This is a genomic window from Halomonas sp. AOP13-D3-9, assembly GCF_052379125.1.
Classification (GTDB): Bacteria; Pseudomonadota; Gammaproteobacteria; order Pseudomonadales; family Halomonadaceae; genus Vreelandella.
On record NZ_JBQSYH010000019.1, the window covers coordinates 89,366 to 108,571 of the forward strand.

Here is a 19,206-nt window from a genome sequence, read left to right on the forward strand (position 1 = left end):
ATCACGACTCCCGAGTCGAAAAGTCGATACGCGGGTCTACCCACACGTAGGTCAAATCGGAAATCAGCTTGAGGATTAAGCCGATCACGGTATATAGAAACAGGGTGCCGAAAATTACCGGATAATCCCGCTGCATCACCGCTTCAAAACCGAGCAGACCCAGTCCATCCAGGGAAAAAATGACTTCGATGAGCAGCGCCCCGGTGAAGAAAATGCCGATCATCGCAGCGGGTAGGCCGGCGATAATAATCAGCATGGCGTTGCGAAACACATGGCCGTAAAGCACGCGCCGCTCGTCGGCGCCCTTGGCGCGGGCGGTAATCACATACTGCTTGTGAATCTCATCAAGGAAGCTGTTTTTGGTCAGCATTGTCAGGGTGGCAAAGCTGCCAATCGATGCGGCGATAACCGGCAGTGTAATATGCCAAAAATAGTCTTTGACCTTACCCCAGACAGTGAGCTGGTCGAAGTCAGGCGAGGTTAATCCGCGTAAAGGGAATAAGTCCCAGTAGGTGCCCCCGGCAAACAGCACGATCAGCAGGATGGCAAACAGGAAGCCCGGAATGGCATAGCCGACAATCACTAGTCCGGATGACCAGACGTCAAACCGGGAACCGTGACGCAGTGCCTTTTTGATGCCTAACGGGATGGAGATTAAATAGACCAGTAGCGTCGTCCAAAGTCCCAATGATATAGAGACCGGCAACCGCTCGATCATCAGCTCGATGACCGGACGGTCACGGAAGAAACTGGTACCAAAATCGAGGGTGAGGTAGTCCGCCATCATGCCGATAAAGCGCTCGTGGGCGGGTTTGTCAAAACCAAACTGCTGCTCTAGCTGCTCGATAAAGCGCGGATCAATGCCCCGGGCACCCCGGGAGTCGTCGCTGACCTGAACGTCGGCGCCGCCCATGTCCAGGCGGGTGCTGGCCATGGCATCAGCGCCTTCAAAACGTGCCAACATCTGATCAATTGGCCCGCCCGGCGCCGCCTGAACAATCATAAAATTGAGTAGCATGATGCCGAACAGGGTCGGAATCATTAGCAGCAGTCGGCGTAAGGTATAGCGGGCCACAGAGCACTCCGAGGTTTATGACGATGAAACCGTTAAGGATAAGCCGTTGCAATCAGTCGTTGTCATCGCGGCCGTGTTAGCGTCCGCGTTGACGGCGCTGTAGTGCTGCTTCACGGTCGCTGTCTACCCACCAGGCATCCAGATCCATGGCGTACTCTGGGAACGGCTCGGGGTAGCCAAACTTATCCCAAATGGCGATGCGGGTCTCCCCAGAGTGGTAGTGGGGAATCACATAAAATCCCCAGCGCAGCACCCGATCCAGCGCGCGGGTGGCGGTATCCAGCTCTTCACGGCCATCGGCACTAATGATCGTTTCCACCAGGGCATCGACCGCTGGGTGTGCCAGCGCCATCCGGTTGCGACTTTGCGGTGCCTCGGCGGCGGCGCTGGTCCAGAAGTCGCGCTGCTCATTGCCTGGATTGTTCGACTGAGGGAAATGGCTAATCACTATGTCATAGTCGTAATTGCGCTGCCGGTTTAAATATTGATTAATATCAACGATACGCAGCGATGTCTGCACCCCTAGGCGGGCCATATTGCGCAGCATGGGTTGAACCACCCGTTCAAGTCCTGAATCGTAAAGTAAGACTTCCAGGCTTAAAGGTCGTCCGCTGTCTTGGTTGACCAGCACGCCGTCCTCAACCCGGTAACCTGCCTCACGGAGTAAATCAAGCGCTTTACGCAGCCGTTCGCGTAGCTCGATGGGCTCATCGATAGGCAGCGGCTCGGTAAACAGGCGATCAGAGCCATGGGAGGCTATCAACTCCTCACGGAAGGGCTCCAGCAGCGCTAGTTCTGCCTCTGAAGGCAGCCCGGTGGCTTCCATTTCAGAATTTTGGAAAAAACTCTCGGTGCGCTGGTAAGTACCGTAAAAAATATTGGTATTAAGCCACGGGAAATCGAAGGTAAGGCTCAATGCTTCTCGTACCCGCGGGTCTTGAAACTTCTCCTTCTGCAGGTTGAAGACAAACGCCTGCATCATGGATGGATTAACGTCCGGCACGGTAAGTCGCTTGACCAAGCCCTCTTCGTAGGCAGGAAAGTCGTAGCCAATTGCCCAGGTGGCGGCGCGGGCATCGGTACGAAAATCGGTCAGACCGGCTTTAAACGCTTCCCAGGCAATGTCGCGGTCACGGTAGTAGTCGTAAATGATGCGATCGATATTGTAACGACCCACGTTGACCGGTAAGTCTTTACCCCAATAGTTCTCATCGCGCTGATAAACAATTCGCCGACCAGGGTCGACTTCGCTAATACGGTAGGGCCCGGAGCCTGGGTGCGCGACTAGGGTGGGTGAGGTGAATTCCCGGGGCTCCCAATAGTGGCGGGGGAGTATGGGTAGCTGGGCAACGATTAACGGCAGCTCTCGGGACTCGGTATCGTTAAACGTAAAACGCACCTGATGCTCGTTTAGCGCGATGGCTTCTTCCACCCCAGCGTAGTAGCTGGCGTAAAACGGGTTGCCTTCTTCGCGGAGCAAGTTAAGCGAGAACACCACATCATAGGCCGTAACCGGCTCACCATCCTGGAAACGTGCTTCAGGGCGCAGGTCGAACTCAATCCACTGCCTATCTGGATCAAGGCGTACACCCTCAGCCAGTAAGCCGTAGAGGCTAAAGGGCTCATTGGGGTTGCTGGCCATTAGGGTGTCGTAGATTTGTGAAATGCCGGTAACCGGCGTACCGCGAATAATAAACGGGTTTGTCGAGTCAAAGCTGCTGCCCACGGCGGTATGGGTAATGGTGCCGCCTTTGGGGGCCTGCGGGTTTACGTGAGGGAAGTAGGGGAAATCTGCTGGTAGCTCGGGGCTATCGTACAGCGATAGCGCGTGAACGGTTTCAACCGGCACCACGTTATGCGCGTCGGTATTTAAATCACCCACCACGTTGGCGCTGGAGGTGGTGTCAGACGCATCGCTATTAGTCGCTGTTTCTGAAGCGCTGGCCTCTGAAACGATAGCCTCTGAAACAGCGTTCTCTGAAGCGATGCTCTCTGAAGCCAGTACCGATACGTTGAAGAGCAGGCCACTGATGAGTAGAAGCGATTTCGCAAAAAACAAACCACGCGGCATTGGTGACATCCCATGTGAACAAAGCCAACTATGTTAACCCGATTTAACGCCCTGAAAGTGTCAGCAGTTGGCCTGGTTGTAAAGCGCTGGGGCGGTCAATCGCATTCCAGCGGATAAGGTCTTGCTGGTTGACATTATACCGGGCTGCAATCGCCGAGAGGCTATCGCCACTTTCAACGCGGTGGGTATCGGCGCTGCCATTTTGTGCTTGACGACCATCCTGTGAGAGTTGCGCGAGCATCTGCGTGTCGACCTCTTCAGGTACCAGCAGGGTCTGAGCACTGCGTGGGTCGATACTGCCATTCAGCAGGCCTGGATTTAGCTCGACTAACGCCGTCTGACTGACATTCAGCAGTTGCGAGGCTTCCGAGAGCGTCACCGCGTGGGTCAGCTTCACTTTCGCGAAGGCTGGGTCAACGTGTATTTCCGGTAAGCTGACGCCGTACTCCTGAGGATCGTTAATGATCGTCGCGATGGCTTTCAGCTTAGGCACATACTGCATGGTTTCGTAGGGCAGCGAGAGATCCCAATAATCGCCGTTTAAACCTTGAGCCTGGGCCTGATGCTGAGCACGGTTAACGGTTCCGGCGCCTGCGTTATAAGCGGCTAATGACAGCATCAGATCACCTTCGTACCACTGATCAGCCTGCATTTCCAAGTAGTCCAGCGCTGCCTCGGTGGAGGTCAAAACGTCTAACCGGCCATCGTAGTTTCTATTACGTACCAAACCCAATGCATCCCCGGTACCGGGCATAAACTGCCATAGCCCAGCGGCACCGCGGTGGCTCCGCGCGCCTGGGTCAAAGGAGCTCTCTACAAAAGGCATTAATGCCACTTCACCGGGTAGACCGCGCTCACTAACCTGCTGGGTAATCCAGGCGAGCCAAGGGGTAGCGCGTTCGGTGATAGTGGCAATATTTTCGGGGCTTGAACGGTAGTACTCAATCCACTCATCTACTCGCGCTTGGGCCTCAGCGGGTAGTGACTTCTCTTGCCACTGAAAGCTTTTACGCAGCGTTGTCCAGGCGTCTTGAGGTTCCAGTTCCAGCGCTTCCCAGAAGTGGATCTGGAACGGCGTGGGGCGCGGCTTTGTAGCGTCTACTGAGGTGCCTGTTGATGCAGTTGGTCTTTCATAGGCTGTGGCAGAGGCTTGAGAGCTTGCCGCAGCGGCTAACATTAGGCCCATAATTACGGTACTGCCAGCGCTCAGCATTAAGCGCTGGCGAATCGTTCGATAGGTCATAGTGGCATTCGTTTGGTTTCGATAGCGTTCTTAAAAACGGTTCTTCCACTCGCGTAGAGTGGTGAACGTAGCGAGATCATCATTATTAACACCCTGGGTACCTGCCGCCTGGCGCACGCTATCAGTGCCCACGCGGAGGTAGGGATTAATCTTCAGCTCGCGTCCTATCGTGCTGGGTAAGGTGGGGCGATCCAATGCCCGCGCCTTCTCACACTCCTGCAAAGCGTGTTTGACGTCTTCGTTTTCAGGATCCGCAGCACGAGCAAACGTTAGGTTTGCCTGAGTGTACTCATGGGCTGCAAAGACCAGTGTATCTTCAGGGAGTTCCGCAAATTTTTTCAGCGCGGTATACATTTGCTCCGGCGTACCCTCGAATAAACGACCGCAACCGGCGCAGAAAAGTGTGTCACCGCAGAACAGTAGCGCAGGGATACCGGCGGTGAAGTAGCTGATATGATCCAGCGTGTGGCCGGGTGTCTCTATAACGTCAAACAAACGGCCCATAATGCGAACTTCGTCGCCGTCGCCCACGGTTTCATCAATGCCTGCAATGTTAGGATTGGCTGGGCCGATCACGTGGGGTGAGTAGCGTTTAATTAATTCCGCTAAACCACCGGTATGATCATGATGATGGTGGGTAATCAGAATACAGTTTAGGGTTAGCGACTCACGCTCAAGAAACTCGATCACCGGGGCAGCTTCACCGGGATCCACCACGCAAACGCTTTGACTATTATCTTGTCTTAATAGCCAAATATAGTTGTCGCTAAGGGCGGGGATCGGTGTCACGCTCATCATCGACGAGATCCTTTAAGTTACGAAAAAACACATCAAACTTTGCGCTTATCAGCGCTAAATCGGTGCGTAAAAGACGTTAAAAAGCCGTTACTGTGGAGGGAAGCGCTGTTCATGTCAAATTCGACGACGGCCACGACACTGGCTAAGCGCTTACAAAGTAGCCAGCCTTATTGGCAAACAGAGGCGGGGCGTTCGCTTTGGGAAACTCAGCGCGCCTGCTTAGGGCCCGTGGTGGAATCGCGGGTGGGCGGCCACAGCTTGGAAATGAGCATGGGGCCGACACTGATGACCATGTCGGCCATTCCACACCCCATACGCTGGTCGCCTACGCGTCAGTTAGCCGATACCGATAGCACCTTAATATGTCCGCCGGATCAGCTTGCGGTGCCGGATCGCTGTTTGGACGTAATGGTCATTCACCACTGGCTTGAGCATTTAGCCGATGCCCACTTCACGCTTCAGGAGGCCGCACGGGTGACCGCCGATAACGGCATTATGGTGCTGTTTGGTTTTAACCCTATCGGTGTGAGCGGGCTTGCCCGGCAATTGCGAAAGGGGCAGCAGGCGTTTCCCTGGAACGGTAGCTGGCGCTCCGCTAGCCGCCTGCGCGACTGGTTGGCGTTTGTCGACTTTGAGGTGGAGCGGGTAGACTATTGCTGCTTTCGGGGGCGGATGAATGCCAAGTGCGGTGAATATTGGGAGTCGTTAGGGCGGCGGCATAACCTGCCGTTGGGCGAAAGTTATATGATTCAGGCACGCCGACAGCAGCGCCAAGCGCCGGTGCAGCGCCTGAAATTTGGCTTGAAGGCACCGGCATCCCCGGCGTCGTTGGGTGTTACCCGCTCAGGCACATCTGCCCATTACTCGTCTTATCAAGAGTATCCGACTCAAGTGGCTCCCGCTAAAAGGCATGAACCTGAGTCGCAAAAAACCGGGCCATTTAAAACTAAGTCACGCAAAACTGTTTCATTTCAACCAGGGGATCAAGAGTTTGACTAAAGAGGCGGCCGGAGATCTACCCCGGGTAACGGTGTATACCGATGGAGCGTGCCGTGGCAATCCAGGCCCCGGCGGTTGGGGTGTCGTGCTGGCGAGTGGCGAGCATGAGAAAACCTTGAAAGGTTATGAGGCGGATACCACTAATAACCGCATGGAGTTAATGGCGGCGATCATGGCACTGCGCACCCTTAATACCCCGTGTGAAGTGGCGCTATGGACGGACTCCCAGTATGTTCGCCAGGGTATCACCCAGTGGATTCATAACTGGATCAAGCGCGGCTGGAAAACCGCTGCCAAGCAGCCGGTCAAAAATGCCGAGCTGTGGAAAACCCTGCACGAAGAGACCCAGCGCCATAAAGTCGAGTGGCACTGGGTAAAAGGGCATAGCGGCCATCCAGGCAACGAGCGCGCTGACTCGTTGGCCAACGAAGCGATTGATGAGCACCAAAAGAGGAGAGCATGATGCGTCAGGTGATCTTAGATACTGAAACCACGGGTATCGACCCCAAAGATGGCCATCGCCTGGTCGAGATTGGTGCCATTGAAATGGTCAATCGACGCTTCACTGGTCGCACTTATCACCAATACATCAACCCCGAGCGGCACATTGACGCTGAAGTTGTCGACGTTCACGGGATTGATGACGCCAGAGTCGCTAACGAGCCGGTATTCGCTGCAATTGCCGATGAGTTTTGGGCATTTATCGAAGGCGCAGAGCTGGTGATTCATAACGCCCCCTTCGATGTGGGCTTTATTGACCACGAGCTGGGCATGTTGAATCGGCAGCGTAAATCCCCTCTGTTGGGGCCCGTCAGCGATCATTGTAGAATACTCGATACGCTGACTATGGCGCGCAAAATGCACCCCGGCCAGCGCAACAGTCTTGACGCATTATGTAAACGCTACGATATCGACAATGGCCACCGGGTGCTGCACGGCGCCCTGTTAGACTCTGAGATTCTCGCTGAGGTCTACCTGGCGATGACCGGTGGGCAAACCGCGCTGACCTTAGACGCGGCCAGTGCCGCGGAACAAGAGCAGGCGGATACCTCCAATGAAGGGCTGTCGATTCAGCGTGTCTCCCTAACGCCTGGCCAACTGCGCGTGGTGCGCCCAACCGACGAAGAACAAGCGGCCCATAAGGCCAAGTGCGAGGCGCATAAGCTGCATTGGTTTGAGGGTGCGGCGAGCGATGCTTAGGCGAGAAATTCCCCATCATGAACAAGCCGGGCGGGTGATTCGTCTATCGCGCAGCCTGTTGGCGCCTGCACCGCTAAACGGCAGCGAGGCGTTAACGCCGTTGCAACCCTACCAACCCTGGACAGAGCAGATGCAACCACTTTGCTACTGGGATGACGAGCCGGTGGCGCTGCTCGTTGAGCCCCAGGCCGGAAGCGGTTGGATTGACGGTCGCCAGTGGATGAGCGAGCTCTCCACCGCCTGGTTTAGCCTGCTCTCTACGGCGCTACAGGTAGGTGCTTGGTTAGAGAACCATCGTTTCTGCGGACGCTGTGGTGCACCGGCCACCAAACTCACAGCGGAATTCGCGATGCACTGCCACGCCTGCGGGCACCGCAACTATCCGCGTATTTCCCCGTGCATTATCACCCTGGTAACCAGCGGGGAAGCGATGCTGCTTGCCCGTGGCCCGCGCTTTCCACCCGGGCGCTACTCCACCTTGGCAGGTTTTATCGAGCCAGGGGAGTCAGCGGAAGAGGCGGTGCACCGCGAGGTGTTTGAGGAAGTGGGCGTGCATATCGATCAACTGCGTTATCACCAAAGTCAGGCGTGGCCATTTCCGCACTCGCTGATGTTTGGCTATTTTGCTGAAGCGACCACTCGGCGCATTCGTATCGACGGGGTAGAGATTAGCGATGCGGCGTGGTTTTCACCCCGTCAGTTGCCCTCTCTGCCGCCGCCTTACTCGATATCCCGCGAGTTGATCGAAACGCATTTGGCACGCTGGCGCGAGTAAACGGCGCCGCGTGCCGATATCGCCATTACTCGCTAGGGAATAGGCTTGTGAGCTTTGTGGCCAACATGACATTGCCGGTGGCTTTTAGCTTGCCGGTCATGAAGGCCGTCATGCCATTGATCTCGCCACTCATAATGCCTTTCAGCGTGTCAGTGGTTAGGCTTAAGCTGACAGAAGGATCGTCGTGCTCACCCTCTTGTACGTCCAGCGTGCCATCTTGGATGTTTAAGTAGTAGCTGCCAGCATCGGTAAAGTGAAACTGGAAAACTTCATTCATGCCCTTTGCTGCTTGCGGACTGAAACGCGCTTTTAGCTTCTCAAGGGTAGTGTTTGACATAACATATCTCTCAGTTAGGTAGATGAGCTTAGGCAGATGATCTTAAGTCGATGGGACTAAGGCTAGCGACCGCCGCCACTATAAGCAATCGCAAAGGCAAGCGAGGTTATTTCATACGTGCGTTCCAATCAAGCACTGTCCCGATCAGGTATATGCCAAAGTACACGTCATAAAGGAATCAACCCTCTAAATGGAGAACGTCAATGAGTGAATGGGTAGCAGAAATAGGCACCTTTGTTGTGCAAACCACTATCGTGATGGCGCTGATAGGCGTTGGCTTGCTGCTGATTGCGCGCACCAAGCAAGACAAAGAGAGTGACCTGAAGCTCACTATCGAGCCGCTAAACGATCAGCGCCGCCGCCGTGGTCGGCGTTTACGGCTGGCTGCTACCTTGCCGGGGGCGCGTAAAAAGCTGCTGAAAGTATTTCGTAGCGAAGATAAAAAGCGCCAAAAGGGGCATAAATCGGAGCAAGATGCTGCCCCAGCGTCGCAGGTTTGGGTGCTCGACTTCCACGGCGACCTGAAAGCCTCCCAAACCGAGCATTTTGCGCAAGAGGTGTCCGCTATTATCGACGTTGCCGCTAAACAGGATGAGGTAGTGGTGCGCCTTGAGTCTGCGGGTGGGCTAGTGCATGCCTACGGCCTGGCAGCCGCCCAGTTAGACCGGCTGCGCACGGCAGGGCTGACCACCACGGTGTGTATCGATAAGGTGGCAGCAAGCGGTGGCTACTTGATGGCGTGTACCGCACAGCATATTAAGGCCGCGCCCTTTGCGGTGATTGGCTCTATCGGCGTGGTGGCACAAGTCCCCAATATTCACCGCCTGCTCAAGCGCCACGATGTTGACGTTGAGCTGCTTACCGCCGGTAAATACAAGCGCACATTGACCGTGCTGGGTGAAAATACCGAAGAGGGCAAAGCAAAGTTCTTAGAGGATTTAGAGAATACTCACCGCTTATTTAAAAGCTATGTGGCAGAACGGCGTCCCACCATGGATATCGATACACTCGCTACGGGCGAGATTTGGTACGGCAGCGAGGCATTGCCCCAACAGCTGGTTGACAGCGTAGGTACCAGCGAAGCCTATTTAGTTGAACGCATGACCGAGGCGCAAGTCTTCCTAGTGAAACTAGAAGCACCTAAAACCGTCAGTCGGAAACTGGGCTTGGCCGTGTCGGAAGGGATCGAAAAAGCGGCGCTGAAAGCGCTGGGTGTCATCGACGCCGCTGGGTGGCAGCGGCGCTGAGATTAACCTTAAAACATCAGGCAGCGTAATGGTGTGCCAAGGTGGCGATTACTGCCTTGGCACTTTCACTGCTTAATGAGTAATAGATCGTTTGTGACTCCCGCCGGGTATCGACAAGCTCATCACGCCGCAAAATAGCCAGATGTTGAGAAAGTGCCGACTGGCTTAACGCAAGTTGTTGATTAATTTGCGTTACTGACAGTTCTTTCTCGGCAAGAAGGCAGAGTATTTGCAGCCGTTTCTCGTTGGCCAACGCTTTAAGCAGGTTGGTTCCCGCTTCAATCGCGCGACAGTTATGTTCAAGCAGGCGTGTAGCGGCGCTTGTAGAAGCAGACATAAAGTTCTCCTTGCCTACACTGTTACATCAGCGTTTTATAAGCATTGTTATACGTTGTCGAGGCATCGTCGCGTCGCGAGGATTAAGTTGTTTAATGATCAGTAATTTAGCGAGTTTTGTCCAAGCTGCTGTTTAACGATTAATCAATGGTAGTTGTTCGCCATCTTGTCGACAATGTCCGGGGCTGTCTAGCGCTTTAGTCGCTATTTAGCCCATAGTATGAGGGTGAGGCGTCGGTTTCCTTTGTAAAGTGTCAACAATCCTTTTTGATTGCTACTACAAAAAAGATAGGGACACCATGAGCCGCTACCAACACACCTTCCAACGCTCCATCGAACACCCGGAATCGTTTTGGGCCGAGCAGGCCAAACGTATTCCCTGGTACACGCCGCCGCAAACCATACTCAGTTTTGATGGCCAGCACCCTGCACAAAAACATGCACGCTGGTTTAGCGACGGTGAAATGAATCTTAGCTACGCTGCGCTGGATTACCACGTCGAAAACGGGCGCGGTGACCAGGCGGCGATCTTCTGGGACTCGCCTGCTGCACAGGCCAAGCAGACCATTACCTACCGCGAAATGCGCGACAAAGTGGCGTACTTCGCGGGGGCGCTGGCCCAGCTAGGCGTCACCAAGGGGGATCGTGTGATCATCTATATGCCGATGATCCCCGAAGCCCTGGTGGCTATGTACGCCTGCGCTCGTCTTGGCGCCATTCACTCGGTGGTGTTTGGGGGCTTTGCCCCCCATGAACTGGCGGCACGCATCGAAGACGCCGAACCTAAAGTGGTGGTTGCCGCTTCCTGCGGTATCGAATTGGGCAAGGTGTTGCCCTATAAGCCAATGGTAGACCAAGCCGTTGCATTAAGCGCCCATAAGCCGGATGCCTGTGTGGTTTATCAACGCGCAGCACACCGTGCTGAACTGGGGGCAGGCGATCATGACTGGGAAACGCTGGTCGCCAAGGCGCCGTTTGCAGAGTGTGTCCCGGTAAAGGGCACCGACCCGCTGTATATCCTTTATACCTCGGGTACCACTGGAAAGCCCAAGGGGGTTATGCGCGATACGGGTGGCTACGCGGTGGCGCTGGCTTATTCGATGCAGGCGATCTACGCCATGGAGCCCGGCGACGTATTCTTTACCGCCTCTGACGTGGGATGGGTCGTCGGGCACTCGTATATTGTTTATGCGCCTTTGTTAGTGGGTTGCACCACCGTAGTGTACGAAGGAAAACCGGTAAAAACTCCTGATGCAGGCAGCTTTTGGCGGTTGATTGAAGAGTACCGGGTTAAGAGCTTCTTTACCGCGCCCACCGCCTTTCGCGCGATTAAGAAAGAGGACCCCGATGCCAAATTGCTGCAGAGCTATGATATCAGCAGCTTGAAGCACCTTTACGTGGCCGGTGAACGCCTTGATCCTCCTACATTTCATTGGCTGGATGACCTTTTGGATGTGCCGGTGATAGATCACTGGTGGCAAACCGAAACCGGCTGGCCGATTGCCGCTAATTTACCGGGCATTGAGTCAACGCCGACCAAGGCGGGGTCAGCGACATTCCCGGTTCCCGGCTTTAATGTACAGGTGCTTAATCGCGACGGTGAGCAGGCCAAACCCATGGAGCAGGGCAGTGTGGTGATCAAACAGCCCATGCCTCCGGGTTGCTTGACCGGCGTTTGGCGGGACGAAAAGCGCTTTCATAGCGCCTATATGGCAGCGTTCCCCGGTTACTACTTAACCGGCGATGGCGGTTATTTTGATGAGCAGGGCTATCTGTTTATTATGGGCCGCACCGATGATGTGATTAACGTCGCGGGTCATCGGCTTTCAACAGGGGAAATGGAAGAGGTGGTCGGTGCCCACCCAGCGGTGGCCGAGTGCGCTGTAATTGGGATTCATGATGATCTGAAAGGGCAGCTGCCAATCGGCTTGGTGATTCCCAAAGATGGCTTTGATGGTGATGAAGCCACACTAGAAGCCGAACTGATTGCGCGGGTTCGCGAACACATTGGCCCGATTGCCTGCTTCAAGCAGGTGTTAGTGGTAGATCGTTTGCCCAAAACCCGTTCGGGTAAGATTTTGCGCAAGCTGCTGCGCACGATTGCCGACGGCAAAGAGTTTGCTATTCCCTCCACTATTGATGACCCCACCAGCTTGGCGGATGTTCACGCCGCCATGCGTGAGCGCTCGGTAGGCGCGGCGAACAGAGCCACTCCGCTGGATTGACGTTTGGCAGGCCCAAGCCGCCCGAGATTGAGGGCGGCTTTCATTAGCCGACTTTTAATACCCCACAGAAGCCGTATAATGCGCTCCCCAGAACAGCGCCAGCTTTATCAACGTTGATGTAGCGATGCGCTTACTACCCCGAGGGTTCCCTAACCCCTCTTCGCTATTAAAAAAAGGTCTACCCGTATGTTTGCATTGAGTGAAACTCAGCACCGCCGTTGCCTAATGTTGATGGTGGCTTTCCATATCGGCATTATTGCCGCCAGTAACTATCTCGTTCAGCTGCCGTTTACGCTGTTTGGTTTTCACACCACCTGGGGTGCGTTCAGCTTTCCGTTTATTTTTCTAGCGACCGATCTAACCGTGCGTCTGTTTGGTAAAGGGCCCGCGCGGTCGATTATTCTGCGCGTGATGCTACCCGCGCTGCTGGTCTCTTATGTGGTCTCAGTGGTGTTTCCCCGTGGCAGCTTTGCCGGTATTGAAGCGCTGTCGGAGTGGAATCTGTTTGTTGCCCGTATCGCACTGGCTAGTTTCTTGGCCTATGTGATCGGCCAGTTGTTGGATGTTCAGGTGTTTGACCGCTTGCGCCAGTGGGCATGGTGGGTGGCGCCGGTCTGCTCAACGGTGCTGGGTAACCTGGCCGATACCTTTGCATTCTTCTCGGCGGCGTTCTATAACAGCCCAGACCCGTTTATGGCCGCCAACTGGATCGAAATTGCCGCCGTCGACTATGCGATCAAGCTCGCTATCAGCCTGCTGTTTTTCCTCCCGCTGTATGGCTTGCTGCTTGCCTGGTTAACCCGCCGATTGGTGGTTTGGACAGGCCAGGTGGACGCCGAGCCCCGCACGGCGTAATCGCGTAAACATCACAGAGACCGCAAAGCTTAGGAGCTAGCATGACTGACGTTGCCACCGTTGATCTCCATTTTATCGATATGCCCGCCGAAGAAGCCGCCGTAGATACCACCCCGCTGGTGGTGATTCATGGCTTGCTGGGAAGTGCCGATAATTGGCGTTCGCACTTGAAAGTGTGGCAGCGCAGCCGCCGGGTGATTGCGCTGGATCTGCGTAACCATGGCCGCTCGCCCCATGCAGAAGGGATGCGTTACGCGACCATGGCGGATGACGTTATAGCGCTACTTGATAAGCTCTCGATTGAGCGCGCTCACGTGCTAGGGCACTCCATGGGTGGCAAAGTCGCGATCAGCTTGGCGCGCCTTGCGCCCGAGCGGGTCGCATCACTGATTGTGGCTGATATTGCTCCGGTCGCTTATGAGCACGGCCACGATGATGTGTTTGCCGCGCTGGAAAACGTGCGGGAGGGGCAGCCCAAAAATCGTCGTGACGCAGACGATCTGCTGGCCGAGCATGTGGATTTCCGGCCCACAAGGCTGTTCTTAGCCACCAATCTGGTGCGCAATGACGATAACGTGATGGCGCTTCGGGTAGGTTTAGATGAGATCAAGCGTGGGTATGGCGACATTATCGGCGTGCCGGATGGCGAGCAGCCCTACGATGGCCCAGCGCTGGTGCTGCGTGGCAGCGATTCCCACTACGTGGCTGACGACATGTTGCCTGCACTACGCGAGGTGCTGCCCCGAGCGCGTGTGGTAACGCTTAAAAATGCCGGTCACTGGCTACACGCCGATCAGCCGGATGCCTTTCAGCAGGCGGTCGAGGCGTTCGTCGACGCCCAGTAGATGCACGCACAGTCATACAAACAAGCGCTGCCTTATCAGAGCGGAGTGACCGTTAAGCCGTGCTGCTCTGGATAACGCAAGAAACGGTTCAAAATTCGGTAGCTATCCACATCGAAGCTTGCGGACGTTTCCGCAAGCATTTGCGCGTTGTTAAAACTGGTCGCGCTGCCCAGATAGCACCATTGGCGAACGACATGCCATGCAGACGCTGTAGCGCCTACTGACTTCTCCTCAATAGCAATACTGCCCGGCCAGGGCCACACGTTGACCTGAAGCTGGGTTAGCGCTGCCTGCGCCCGCTGGGTATGCGCTGCTATCGACTCCTGGCCATTGCACGCCCCACGGCACTTGCCCACCTGATTGGCAAAACAGCGCCCCTTACCTTTTTCAAGCCCCAGCACCCGAGGGCAGAGCTGCTGCTCTTCAGCAATGGCGCGCAATGCGTTCTTGGCCTCCCGCGCATTACGAAACAAGCCATACAGCGTGCCGCCTAGAGGCTGGGTCAGGGCGTTACCGCTAAGCAACTCAGGGTGGTCGGCTTCCTCCGCCCAGTGCCAGGTAGTTAACTTGCGCTGTTTGCGTAGCTGCCGGTTCATAATCGGCATTAACGTTTTAACCAGCTGCGCCTCACGCAACTGAGCGCCTAAATCGCCAGCGGTCTCTTCCCACTCGATATGCTGCACCTGCTGGGCGAGGCGCATCTCTTTGTCGTCCTGGTGGTCGCGTTGAAAATGCCCTAGTACACGGCTGCGCAAGTTGACGCTTTTGCCCACATACAGGGGCAGCCGGTTGTGCCCATAAAACAGGTAGACGCCAGGGCGGGCGGGCAAATCTTGCAACTGGGCGCTATCCAGATGGGCAGGTAGCGTGCGGTGGCGGCGTTCATCGCCCAGCAGGCGCTGCCACGCTTCGTCGCTGTGTTCTGCCTGCCATGCTTTCCACAGCGACCACAGTGCATCCACATCGTCTCCGGCACGGTGGTGGCGGGTGGGTGTAATGCTGTAGCGGTTAAGCAGCGCTTTCAGATTGTGCTGACGCTGTTGGGGCGCTATCCGTCTTGATAACCGTAGTGTGCATATCAACGACGTACGGAAATCCTGCCCGGCACGCTTAAATTCGTTGCGCAGAAAGCTGTAATCAAAGCGCGCATTGTGGGCCACTAATTGCCCGTCGCCCAACCACTCTCGAAGCGACTCGGCTATCTGCGCAAAGCGTGGCGCATCAACAAGCATGTCGTCGCGAATCCCGGTCAGCTGGGTGATCTGCGCGGGTACCTTGCACTCCGGATAGATCAAGCTCGACCAGCGGTCAATCAGCTCGCCATTGATGACTTTAAGGGCGGCTATTTCGGTGATTCGATCCCGCGTCGCGCGGGTGCCAGTAGTCTCAACATCAACAAAAATTAAAGCTGTTTCGCTCATGGGCCGCCATGTTCGTGGATAAAGAGCTATCAATACGTGGTTATAGAGTGTGGGGATTTACCGCCAGGCGCGATACTGGCAGCGTGTCTTCAATAATGCCCGCTTGTTGCAAAAAGGTTTCAAAGCCAGCATAGCGTCGGCTGTCCAGCGCTGCAGGGCTCAATGCCATACGGCGTAGAATATCCTCCCAGGCGTTGGCGTTAATGTCATTGTCGAGTACAGGGTGCGCGCGAACCAGTAGATCCCAGGCGGCGTCAGGGTTGTCAATAATCCAGTGGCTCGCCTGCTCAAGGGCCAGCACGAAGCGAGACCAAGTATCAGCGCGGCGGGCAAGCGTATCGCTATTCGCCAGCACCACCAAGCCGTCATTGCGTGGAATATCTAACTCATCGAAGCGAATGACGTGGGTGTTAATACCCTCAGTCGCCAACTGCTGGGGAAGGTAGTGGTAAAAGCCATCGGCGACGGCGTCAATTTGGCCTTCACGTATCGCCCGGATGGGATCAAAGTGCAGGTTGACCGGTGGCGTAAAATCATCGGTTTGCTGCACCGAGCGGGGCAGTAAACGCGGAATGCTCAGATCGCGGCCTTCACCGGTGGTATAACCGTAGTGTAACCCCGCCAGGGTACTGTCTGTTTCTGCCTGCTCTTCACCGGTCACGATCACCGCTGTTAACGACGTTTCAATCAATGTCGCGATCCGGGTGATGTGCGCGCCATTATGGACTTGCAGGTGAAGCAGCGGCTGACGGGTTAACGCCAAATCGACTTCGCCTGCGGTTAGCAGCTTGATGGCGATAGAAGGGTCGGCCGGTGACTGAATGTCCACCTCAAGCCCCTGGGCAGCATAAAGCCCTCGCTCTTTAGCGATCACCAAGGCCGCATGCTGCGGGCTCAAGTACCAATCCAGCATCAGCGTCACGCGTTTAACCGGGGGAGGCTCAAGCGGCGGTGCTGGAGTTTGCGCCATGGTGGGCACTTCCTCTTCGCTTTCGCTGTCAATGTTTCGCCAAAACGCTTCCGGCACCTCGACGTCTGTATCCAGCGTCAGCGGGTTCGTTTCTTGAGGAGTCTCTTGTTCAGAGCTCTCTTGTTGAGGGCTTTCTTCGCGCTCTTCATTAGCGTAAGTAACTGAATTAGAAAACAGTAAGGTAACGATGAGACTCAATAGAATAGGGTGCCACCAGCGTGATAGGCAACGCAACATAGTCAGTAACTCCAGAGGTCGTAACGGCGAAGTGTAGCCGCCTGGGAAAGCTTCTGACCAGCCCTTTGACAATAAGAGGGCGCGGAGAAGAGACAGTAAATTCAACGGTTACATGCAATAATAGCGCTGTATTGATGTAGAGACGGAGAGTCATGGACGCAATTTATATGTTCTTTTTGGTAGGCGGTTCGCTAATGGCGCTCAGTATTCTGGCCAGCCGTTTATCGTCGATGATGGGTGTGCCGCTGCTGCTGATCTTCCTTGGGCTAGGCATGCTGGCAGGGGAAGAGGGCGTGTTGGGCGTCGTGTTTGACGACTACTCCATGGCCTTTGCCATTGGCCACCTCGCGCTTGCCATGATTTTGTTAGACGGTGGCTTACGTACCCGCCTCAAAACCTTCCGGGTAGGTTTCAAACCCGCGCTCTCTCTTGCCACCTTTGGGGTCTTTATCACTAGCGCCATTGTTGGCGTTATCGCAATGTGGATTTTTGACCTAACCATCATTCAGGGCCTGCTGGTTGGCGCCATTGTAGGTTCCACCGATGCCGCGGCTGTTTTCTCCATGCTTAGCGGTCGCGGCGTTAATCTCAACGAGCGGGTAGGAGCAACGCTGGAGATTGAGTCGGGTACCAACGACCCGATGGCAATTTTCTTAACCCTGATGCTGGTCGAGCTGTTAGTGGGGGATATTGGTGGCCCCGTTCAAACCCTACTGTTTTTCATTTCCCAGTTTGGTATTGGTTTGGTTGTTGGCTTGGGGGGCGGTTGGCTGAGTGCCAAGCTGCTTCGCTGGCTCGATTTAGCGCCGGGCCTTTACGCCATGTTAGCGCTGGCACTGGGGTTCAGCGTGTTCGGTTTAACCAGCGTACTGGGCGGTAGTGGCTTTTTGGCGATTTACCTTGCCGGCTTAATGATTGGTAACCAACCCGGGCGCCACCTCAACTTTATTCTGCCAGTGCACGATGGCTTGGCATGGCTAAGTCAAATCGGCCTGTTCCTGGTGCTTGGCCTGCTGGTCACCCCCAGTGAGCTATGGGACGTGGCGCTGCCCGCGGGTTTAGTGGCGCTGGCGCTGATCTTTATTGCCCGCCCGCTGGCCGTACTGATCACCATCAAACCGTTCTTCAAATTCCGCTGGCGGGAAACCTTCTTTATCGCCTGGGTTGGCTTGAGAGGGGCGGTGCCTATCGTACTGGCGATTTTCCCGGTTATCGGTGGGGTCGAAAACGCCTCGCTCTACTTTAACGTGGCCTTCGCTGTGGTGTTGATGTCGCTGCTGATCCAGGGCGGCTCGCTGACACTGATGGCCAAATGGTTGAAGGTGGAAGTGCCGGTAGGCACCGTGCCTAACCGACGCGGCCCGTTGGGCATCTTGCCGGAAAACGACTTTGAGCTGTTTGTGTACGGGGTCGAGAACCAGGATTTAGAGGATGTGCCCATCCGGCTGCTGCGTTTTCCATCAGGTGCTTTGATTTCGGCGCTGTTCCGCGACCACGCCATGTTGCACCCCAAGGGCAGCACGCGCTTAAAGCTGGGCGATGTGATTTGTGTGATCGGCCGCTCAGAGGACTTGTACGCGCTTAACCGACTATTTAATGGCGATGCCAAGCTCAAGCAGGAGCGCGCCTTCTTCGGTACCTTTACTCTGGATGGCAGCGCGCAAATGCAGGATATCGCCCAAGCCTATGGCCTAACGCTCAGCCCCGGTGAGCAAGGCATGACCCTGGCGGAGTTTATTGCCCTGCGCGTGGGCGGCCACCCGGTGGTCGGGGACGACGTAGACTGGCACGGCATCCATTGGGTAGTCAGCGATATGGAAGGCGGAAAGATTACCCGCGTCGGGTTACGTTTGTACTAAAAGGCGTTGACTTCCAAGGAAAAGCTGTTAGTATACGCACCCATAAGCCGGAGGGATGGCAGAGCGGTTGAATGCACCGGTCTTGAAAACCGGCATAGGTTAATAGCCTATCCAGGGTTCGAATCCCTGTCCCTCCGCCACCTTATCTCGAAAAGCCCCTGATTCTGTCAGGGGCTTTTTTCGTTCTAGGCACTGCGTTTTCTTCCTATTAGCCCCTCTACTAAATGTATGGGTCTTCCACTGTGTCCAGAGTGTGTCTGGGAATTCTGAACCACCTCTGCCCTTGGGTTGCGCATACTGCGATTTCCTAATCTCATTAAAAGAGGTCAGCCAACGCTTCAGGATGTTTTTCATCGACGTGTAGCAGTGTCTGTGCAGCGCCAGTAGGCACACGGCGGCCGTGTTCCCAGCCGTGAAGCTTGCAAAAGCTTACGCTCAGCAGCTTAGCAAACTCACCTTGAGAGATGCCCACGCGATGGAGATTTTCAGCCGCCTTTTTCAATGGATTTTTCATGCCTATGCACATGAGTGGTGACAGCCGCTATTCCTTCAGATACTGTTATCTTAAGAATTGTGAGTGCTTGGATTTGGCTGGAAACGACCCATAGCGGAAGTCGCACCGCCAAAGTTAATCCGTTCCACGACTGCCCAAATTGTTGGTTGTTACCGTGCAGTACCGGTGGGCGTTTGCAGTCGAGGCATCCTGGTTATTA

Annotated in this window: 18 protein-coding genes and 1 tRNA gene; 10 read left to right on the forward strand and 9 right to left on the reverse strand. The window is 55.2% G+C overall.

What is annotated here, in order from left to right:
* Position 1 precedes the first annotated feature (1 nt).
* The 4 genes from ACT3UM_RS19645 to gloB all read right to left on the reverse strand — a co-directional run bounded on the left by ACT3UM_RS19645 (position 2) and on the right by gloB (position 5,187).
* A complete protein-coding gene (locus ACT3UM_RS19645) occupies positions 2-1,075 on the reverse strand; it encodes a microcin C ABC transporter permease YejB (RefSeq protein WP_498901655.1) in 1,074 nt (357 codons plus the stop codon).
* A 76-nt stretch (positions 1,076-1,151) separates the two neighbouring features.
* Complete coding sequence (locus ACT3UM_RS19650) at positions 1,152-3,146, reverse strand: extracellular solute-binding protein (RefSeq protein WP_498901657.1); 1,995 nt, start codon at positions 3,144-3,146, stop codon at positions 1,152-1,154.
* 43 nt (positions 3,147-3,189) lie between these two features.
* Positions 3,190-4,389 (reverse strand): transglycosylase SLT domain-containing protein, encoded by a 1,200-nt coding sequence (locus ACT3UM_RS19655; RefSeq protein ID WP_498901659.1) that lies wholly within the window; start codon positions 4,387-4,389, stop codon positions 3,190-3,192.
* A 30-nt stretch (positions 4,390-4,419) separates the two neighbouring features.
* The gene (gloB, locus tag ACT3UM_RS19660) at positions 4,420-5,187 is read right to left on the reverse strand and encodes a hydroxyacylglutathione hydrolase (RefSeq protein ID WP_498901661.1); all 768 of its coding nucleotides are present in this window, start codon (positions 5,185-5,187) and stop codon (positions 4,420-4,422) included.
* Positions 5,188-5,298: 111 nt separating this feature from the next.
* Here gloB and ACT3UM_RS19665 point away from each other — a divergent pair, with 111 nt between their 5' ends.
* The 4 genes from ACT3UM_RS19665 to nudC are packed head-to-tail and all read left to right on the forward strand — an operon-like array spanning position 5,299 to position 8,161.
* On the forward strand, positions 5,299-6,186 hold the full coding sequence (locus tag ACT3UM_RS19665; protein ID WP_498901662.1) for a class I SAM-dependent methyltransferase: 888 nt from the start codon (positions 5,299-5,301) through the stop codon (positions 6,184-6,186).
* Positions 6,179-6,649, forward strand: coding sequence for a ribonuclease HI (gene rnhA / locus ACT3UM_RS19670; RefSeq protein ID WP_035579432.1), 471 nt, complete (start codon positions 6,179-6,181; stop codon positions 6,647-6,649). The genes ACT3UM_RS19665 and rnhA overlap by 8 nt, the downstream gene beginning before the upstream one ends.
* The gene (dnaQ, locus tag ACT3UM_RS19675) at positions 6,649-7,386 is read left to right on the forward strand and encodes a DNA polymerase III subunit epsilon (RefSeq protein ID WP_144812751.1); all 738 of its coding nucleotides are present in this window, start codon (positions 6,649-6,651) and stop codon (positions 7,384-7,386) included. The genes rnhA and dnaQ overlap by 1 nt, the downstream gene beginning before the upstream one ends.
* Entirely contained in the window at positions 7,379-8,161 is a 783-nt protein-coding gene (nudC, locus tag ACT3UM_RS19680; RefSeq protein ID WP_498901664.1) for an NAD(+) diphosphatase, read from the forward strand. The genes dnaQ and nudC overlap by 8 nt, the downstream gene beginning before the upstream one ends.
* Before the next feature lie 25 nt (positions 8,162-8,186).
* Here the strand turns inward: nudC and ACT3UM_RS19685 are convergent, their stop codons facing one another.
* Positions 8,187-8,498, reverse strand: a complete 312-nt coding sequence (locus ACT3UM_RS19685) for an SCP2 sterol-binding domain-containing protein (protein ID WP_035579427.1) — start codon at positions 8,496-8,498, stop codon at positions 8,187-8,189.
* A 203-nt stretch (positions 8,499-8,701) separates the two neighbouring features.
* On the opposite strand from ACT3UM_RS19685, the gene sohB reads away from it, so the two are divergent.
* The gene (gene sohB, locus ACT3UM_RS19690) at positions 8,702-9,745 is read left to right on the forward strand and encodes a protease SohB (protein ID WP_035579424.1); all 1,044 of its coding nucleotides are present in this window, start codon (positions 8,702-8,704) and stop codon (positions 9,743-9,745) included.
* Positions 9,746-9,761: 16 nt separating this feature from the next.
* Here sohB and ACT3UM_RS19695 read toward each other — a convergent pair whose 3' ends face one another.
* Positions 9,762-10,082 (reverse strand): ArsR/SmtB family transcription factor, encoded by a 321-nt coding sequence (locus ACT3UM_RS19695; RefSeq protein ID WP_008956925.1) that lies wholly within the window; start codon positions 10,080-10,082, stop codon positions 9,762-9,764.
* Positions 10,083-10,380: 298 nt separating this feature from the next.
* Here ACT3UM_RS19695 and ACT3UM_RS19700 point away from each other — a divergent pair, with 298 nt between their 5' ends.
* The 3 genes from ACT3UM_RS19700 (at position 10,381) to ACT3UM_RS19710 (ending at position 14,006) form a co-directional block, all read left to right on the forward strand.
* Positions 10,381-12,306 carry a propionyl-CoA synthetase gene (locus ACT3UM_RS19700; protein ID WP_498901667.1) on the forward strand — a complete coding sequence of 642 codons (1,926 nt, stop codon included), beginning with the start codon at positions 10,381-10,383 and terminating at the stop codon, positions 12,304-12,306.
* Between the two features lie 186 nt (positions 12,307-12,492).
* Positions 12,493-13,161 (forward strand): 7-cyano-7-deazaguanine/7-aminomethyl-7-deazaguanine transporter, encoded by a 669-nt coding sequence (locus ACT3UM_RS19705; protein ID WP_498901669.1) that lies wholly within the window; start codon positions 12,493-12,495, stop codon positions 13,159-13,161.
* A 41-nt stretch (positions 13,162-13,202) separates the two neighbouring features.
* Complete coding sequence (locus ACT3UM_RS19710) at positions 13,203-14,006, forward strand: alpha/beta fold hydrolase (protein ID WP_498901671.1); 804 nt, start codon at positions 13,203-13,205, stop codon at positions 14,004-14,006.
* 35 nt (positions 14,007-14,041) lie between these two features.
* On the opposite strand, the gene ACT3UM_RS19715 is transcribed toward ACT3UM_RS19710, so the two are convergent.
* Complete coding sequence (locus ACT3UM_RS19715) at positions 14,042-15,427, reverse strand: 3'-5' exonuclease family protein (RefSeq protein ID WP_498901673.1); 1,386 nt, start codon at positions 15,425-15,427, stop codon at positions 14,042-14,044.
* Between the two features lie 40 nt (positions 15,428-15,467).
* Entirely contained in the window at positions 15,468-16,634 is a 1,167-nt protein-coding gene (locus ACT3UM_RS19720) for an ABC transporter substrate-binding protein (protein ID WP_498901675.1), read from the reverse strand.
* 152 nt (positions 16,635-16,786) lie between these two features.
* Between ACT3UM_RS19720 and ACT3UM_RS19725 the strand changes: the two genes are divergently transcribed.
* Together ACT3UM_RS19725 and ACT3UM_RS19730 are read left to right on the forward strand one after the other, a co-directional pair.
* Positions 16,787-18,493, forward strand: a complete 1,707-nt coding sequence (locus tag ACT3UM_RS19725; RefSeq protein WP_498901677.1) for a potassium/proton antiporter — start codon at positions 16,787-16,789, stop codon at positions 18,491-18,493.
* Between the two features lie 49 nt (positions 18,494-18,542).
* Positions 18,543-18,633 (forward strand) — tRNA-Ser (locus ACT3UM_RS19730).
* A 176-nt stretch (positions 18,634-18,809) separates the two neighbouring features.
* Here the strand turns inward: ACT3UM_RS19730 and ACT3UM_RS19735 are convergent.
* The gene (locus tag ACT3UM_RS19735) at positions 18,810-19,007 is read right to left on the reverse strand and encodes a helix-turn-helix domain-containing protein (protein WP_498901679.1); all 198 of its coding nucleotides are present in this window, start codon (positions 19,005-19,007) and stop codon (positions 18,810-18,812) included.
* Positions 19,008-19,206 lie beyond the last annotated feature (199 nt).

Bases quoted from the DNA above. Each gene is read 5' to 3' on its own strand.
- ACT3UM_RS19650 (WP_498901657.1), bottom strand. From the start codon at position 3,146: ATGCCGCGTGGTTTGTTTTTTGCGAAATCGCTTCTACTCATCAGTGGC.
- ACT3UM_RS19655 (WP_498901659.1), bottom strand. From the start codon at position 4,389: ATGACCTATCGAACGATTCGCCAGCGCTTAATGCTGAGCGCTGGCAGT.
- gloB (WP_498901661.1), bottom strand. From the start codon at position 5,187: ATGATGAGCGTGACACCGATCCCCGCCCTTAGCGACAACTATATTTGG.
- ACT3UM_RS19665 (WP_498901662.1), top strand. From the start codon at position 5,299: ATGTCAAATTCGACGACGGCCACGACACTGGCTAAGCGCTTACAAAGT.
- dnaQ (WP_144812751.1), top strand. From the start codon at position 6,649: ATGCGTCAGGTGATCTTAGATACTGAAACCACGGGTATCGACCCCAAA.
- nudC (WP_498901664.1), top strand. From the start codon at position 7,379: ATGCTTAGGCGAGAAATTCCCCATCATGAACAAGCCGGGCGGGTGATT.
- ACT3UM_RS19685 (WP_035579427.1), bottom strand. From the start codon at position 8,498: ATGTCAAACACTACCCTTGAGAAGCTAAAAGCGCGTTTCAGTCCGCAA.
- sohB (WP_035579424.1), top strand. From the start codon at position 8,702: ATGAGTGAATGGGTAGCAGAAATAGGCACCTTTGTTGTGCAAACCACT.
- ACT3UM_RS19695 (WP_008956925.1), bottom strand. From the start codon at position 10,082: ATGTCTGCTTCTACAAGCGCCGCTACACGCCTGCTTGAACATAACTGT.
- ACT3UM_RS19700 (WP_498901667.1), top strand. From the start codon at position 10,381: ATGAGCCGCTACCAACACACCTTCCAACGCTCCATCGAACACCCGGAA.
- ACT3UM_RS19705 (WP_498901669.1), top strand. From the start codon at position 12,493: ATGTTTGCATTGAGTGAAACTCAGCACCGCCGTTGCCTAATGTTGATG.
- ACT3UM_RS19710 (WP_498901671.1), top strand. From the start codon at position 13,203: ATGACTGACGTTGCCACCGTTGATCTCCATTTTATCGATATGCCCGCC.
- ACT3UM_RS19715 (WP_498901673.1), bottom strand. From the start codon at position 15,427: ATGAGCGAAACAGCTTTAATTTTTGTTGATGTTGAGACTACTGGCACC.
- ACT3UM_RS19720 (WP_498901675.1), bottom strand. From the start codon at position 16,634: ATGTTGCGTTGCCTATCACGCTGGTGGCACCCTATTCTATTGAGTCTC.
- ACT3UM_RS19725 (WP_498901677.1), top strand. From the start codon at position 16,787: ATGGACGCAATTTATATGTTCTTTTTGGTAGGCGGTTCGCTAATGGCG.
- ACT3UM_RS19735 (WP_498901679.1), bottom strand. From the start codon at position 19,007: ATGAAAAATCCATTGAAAAAGGCGGCTGAAAATCTCCATCGCGTGGGC.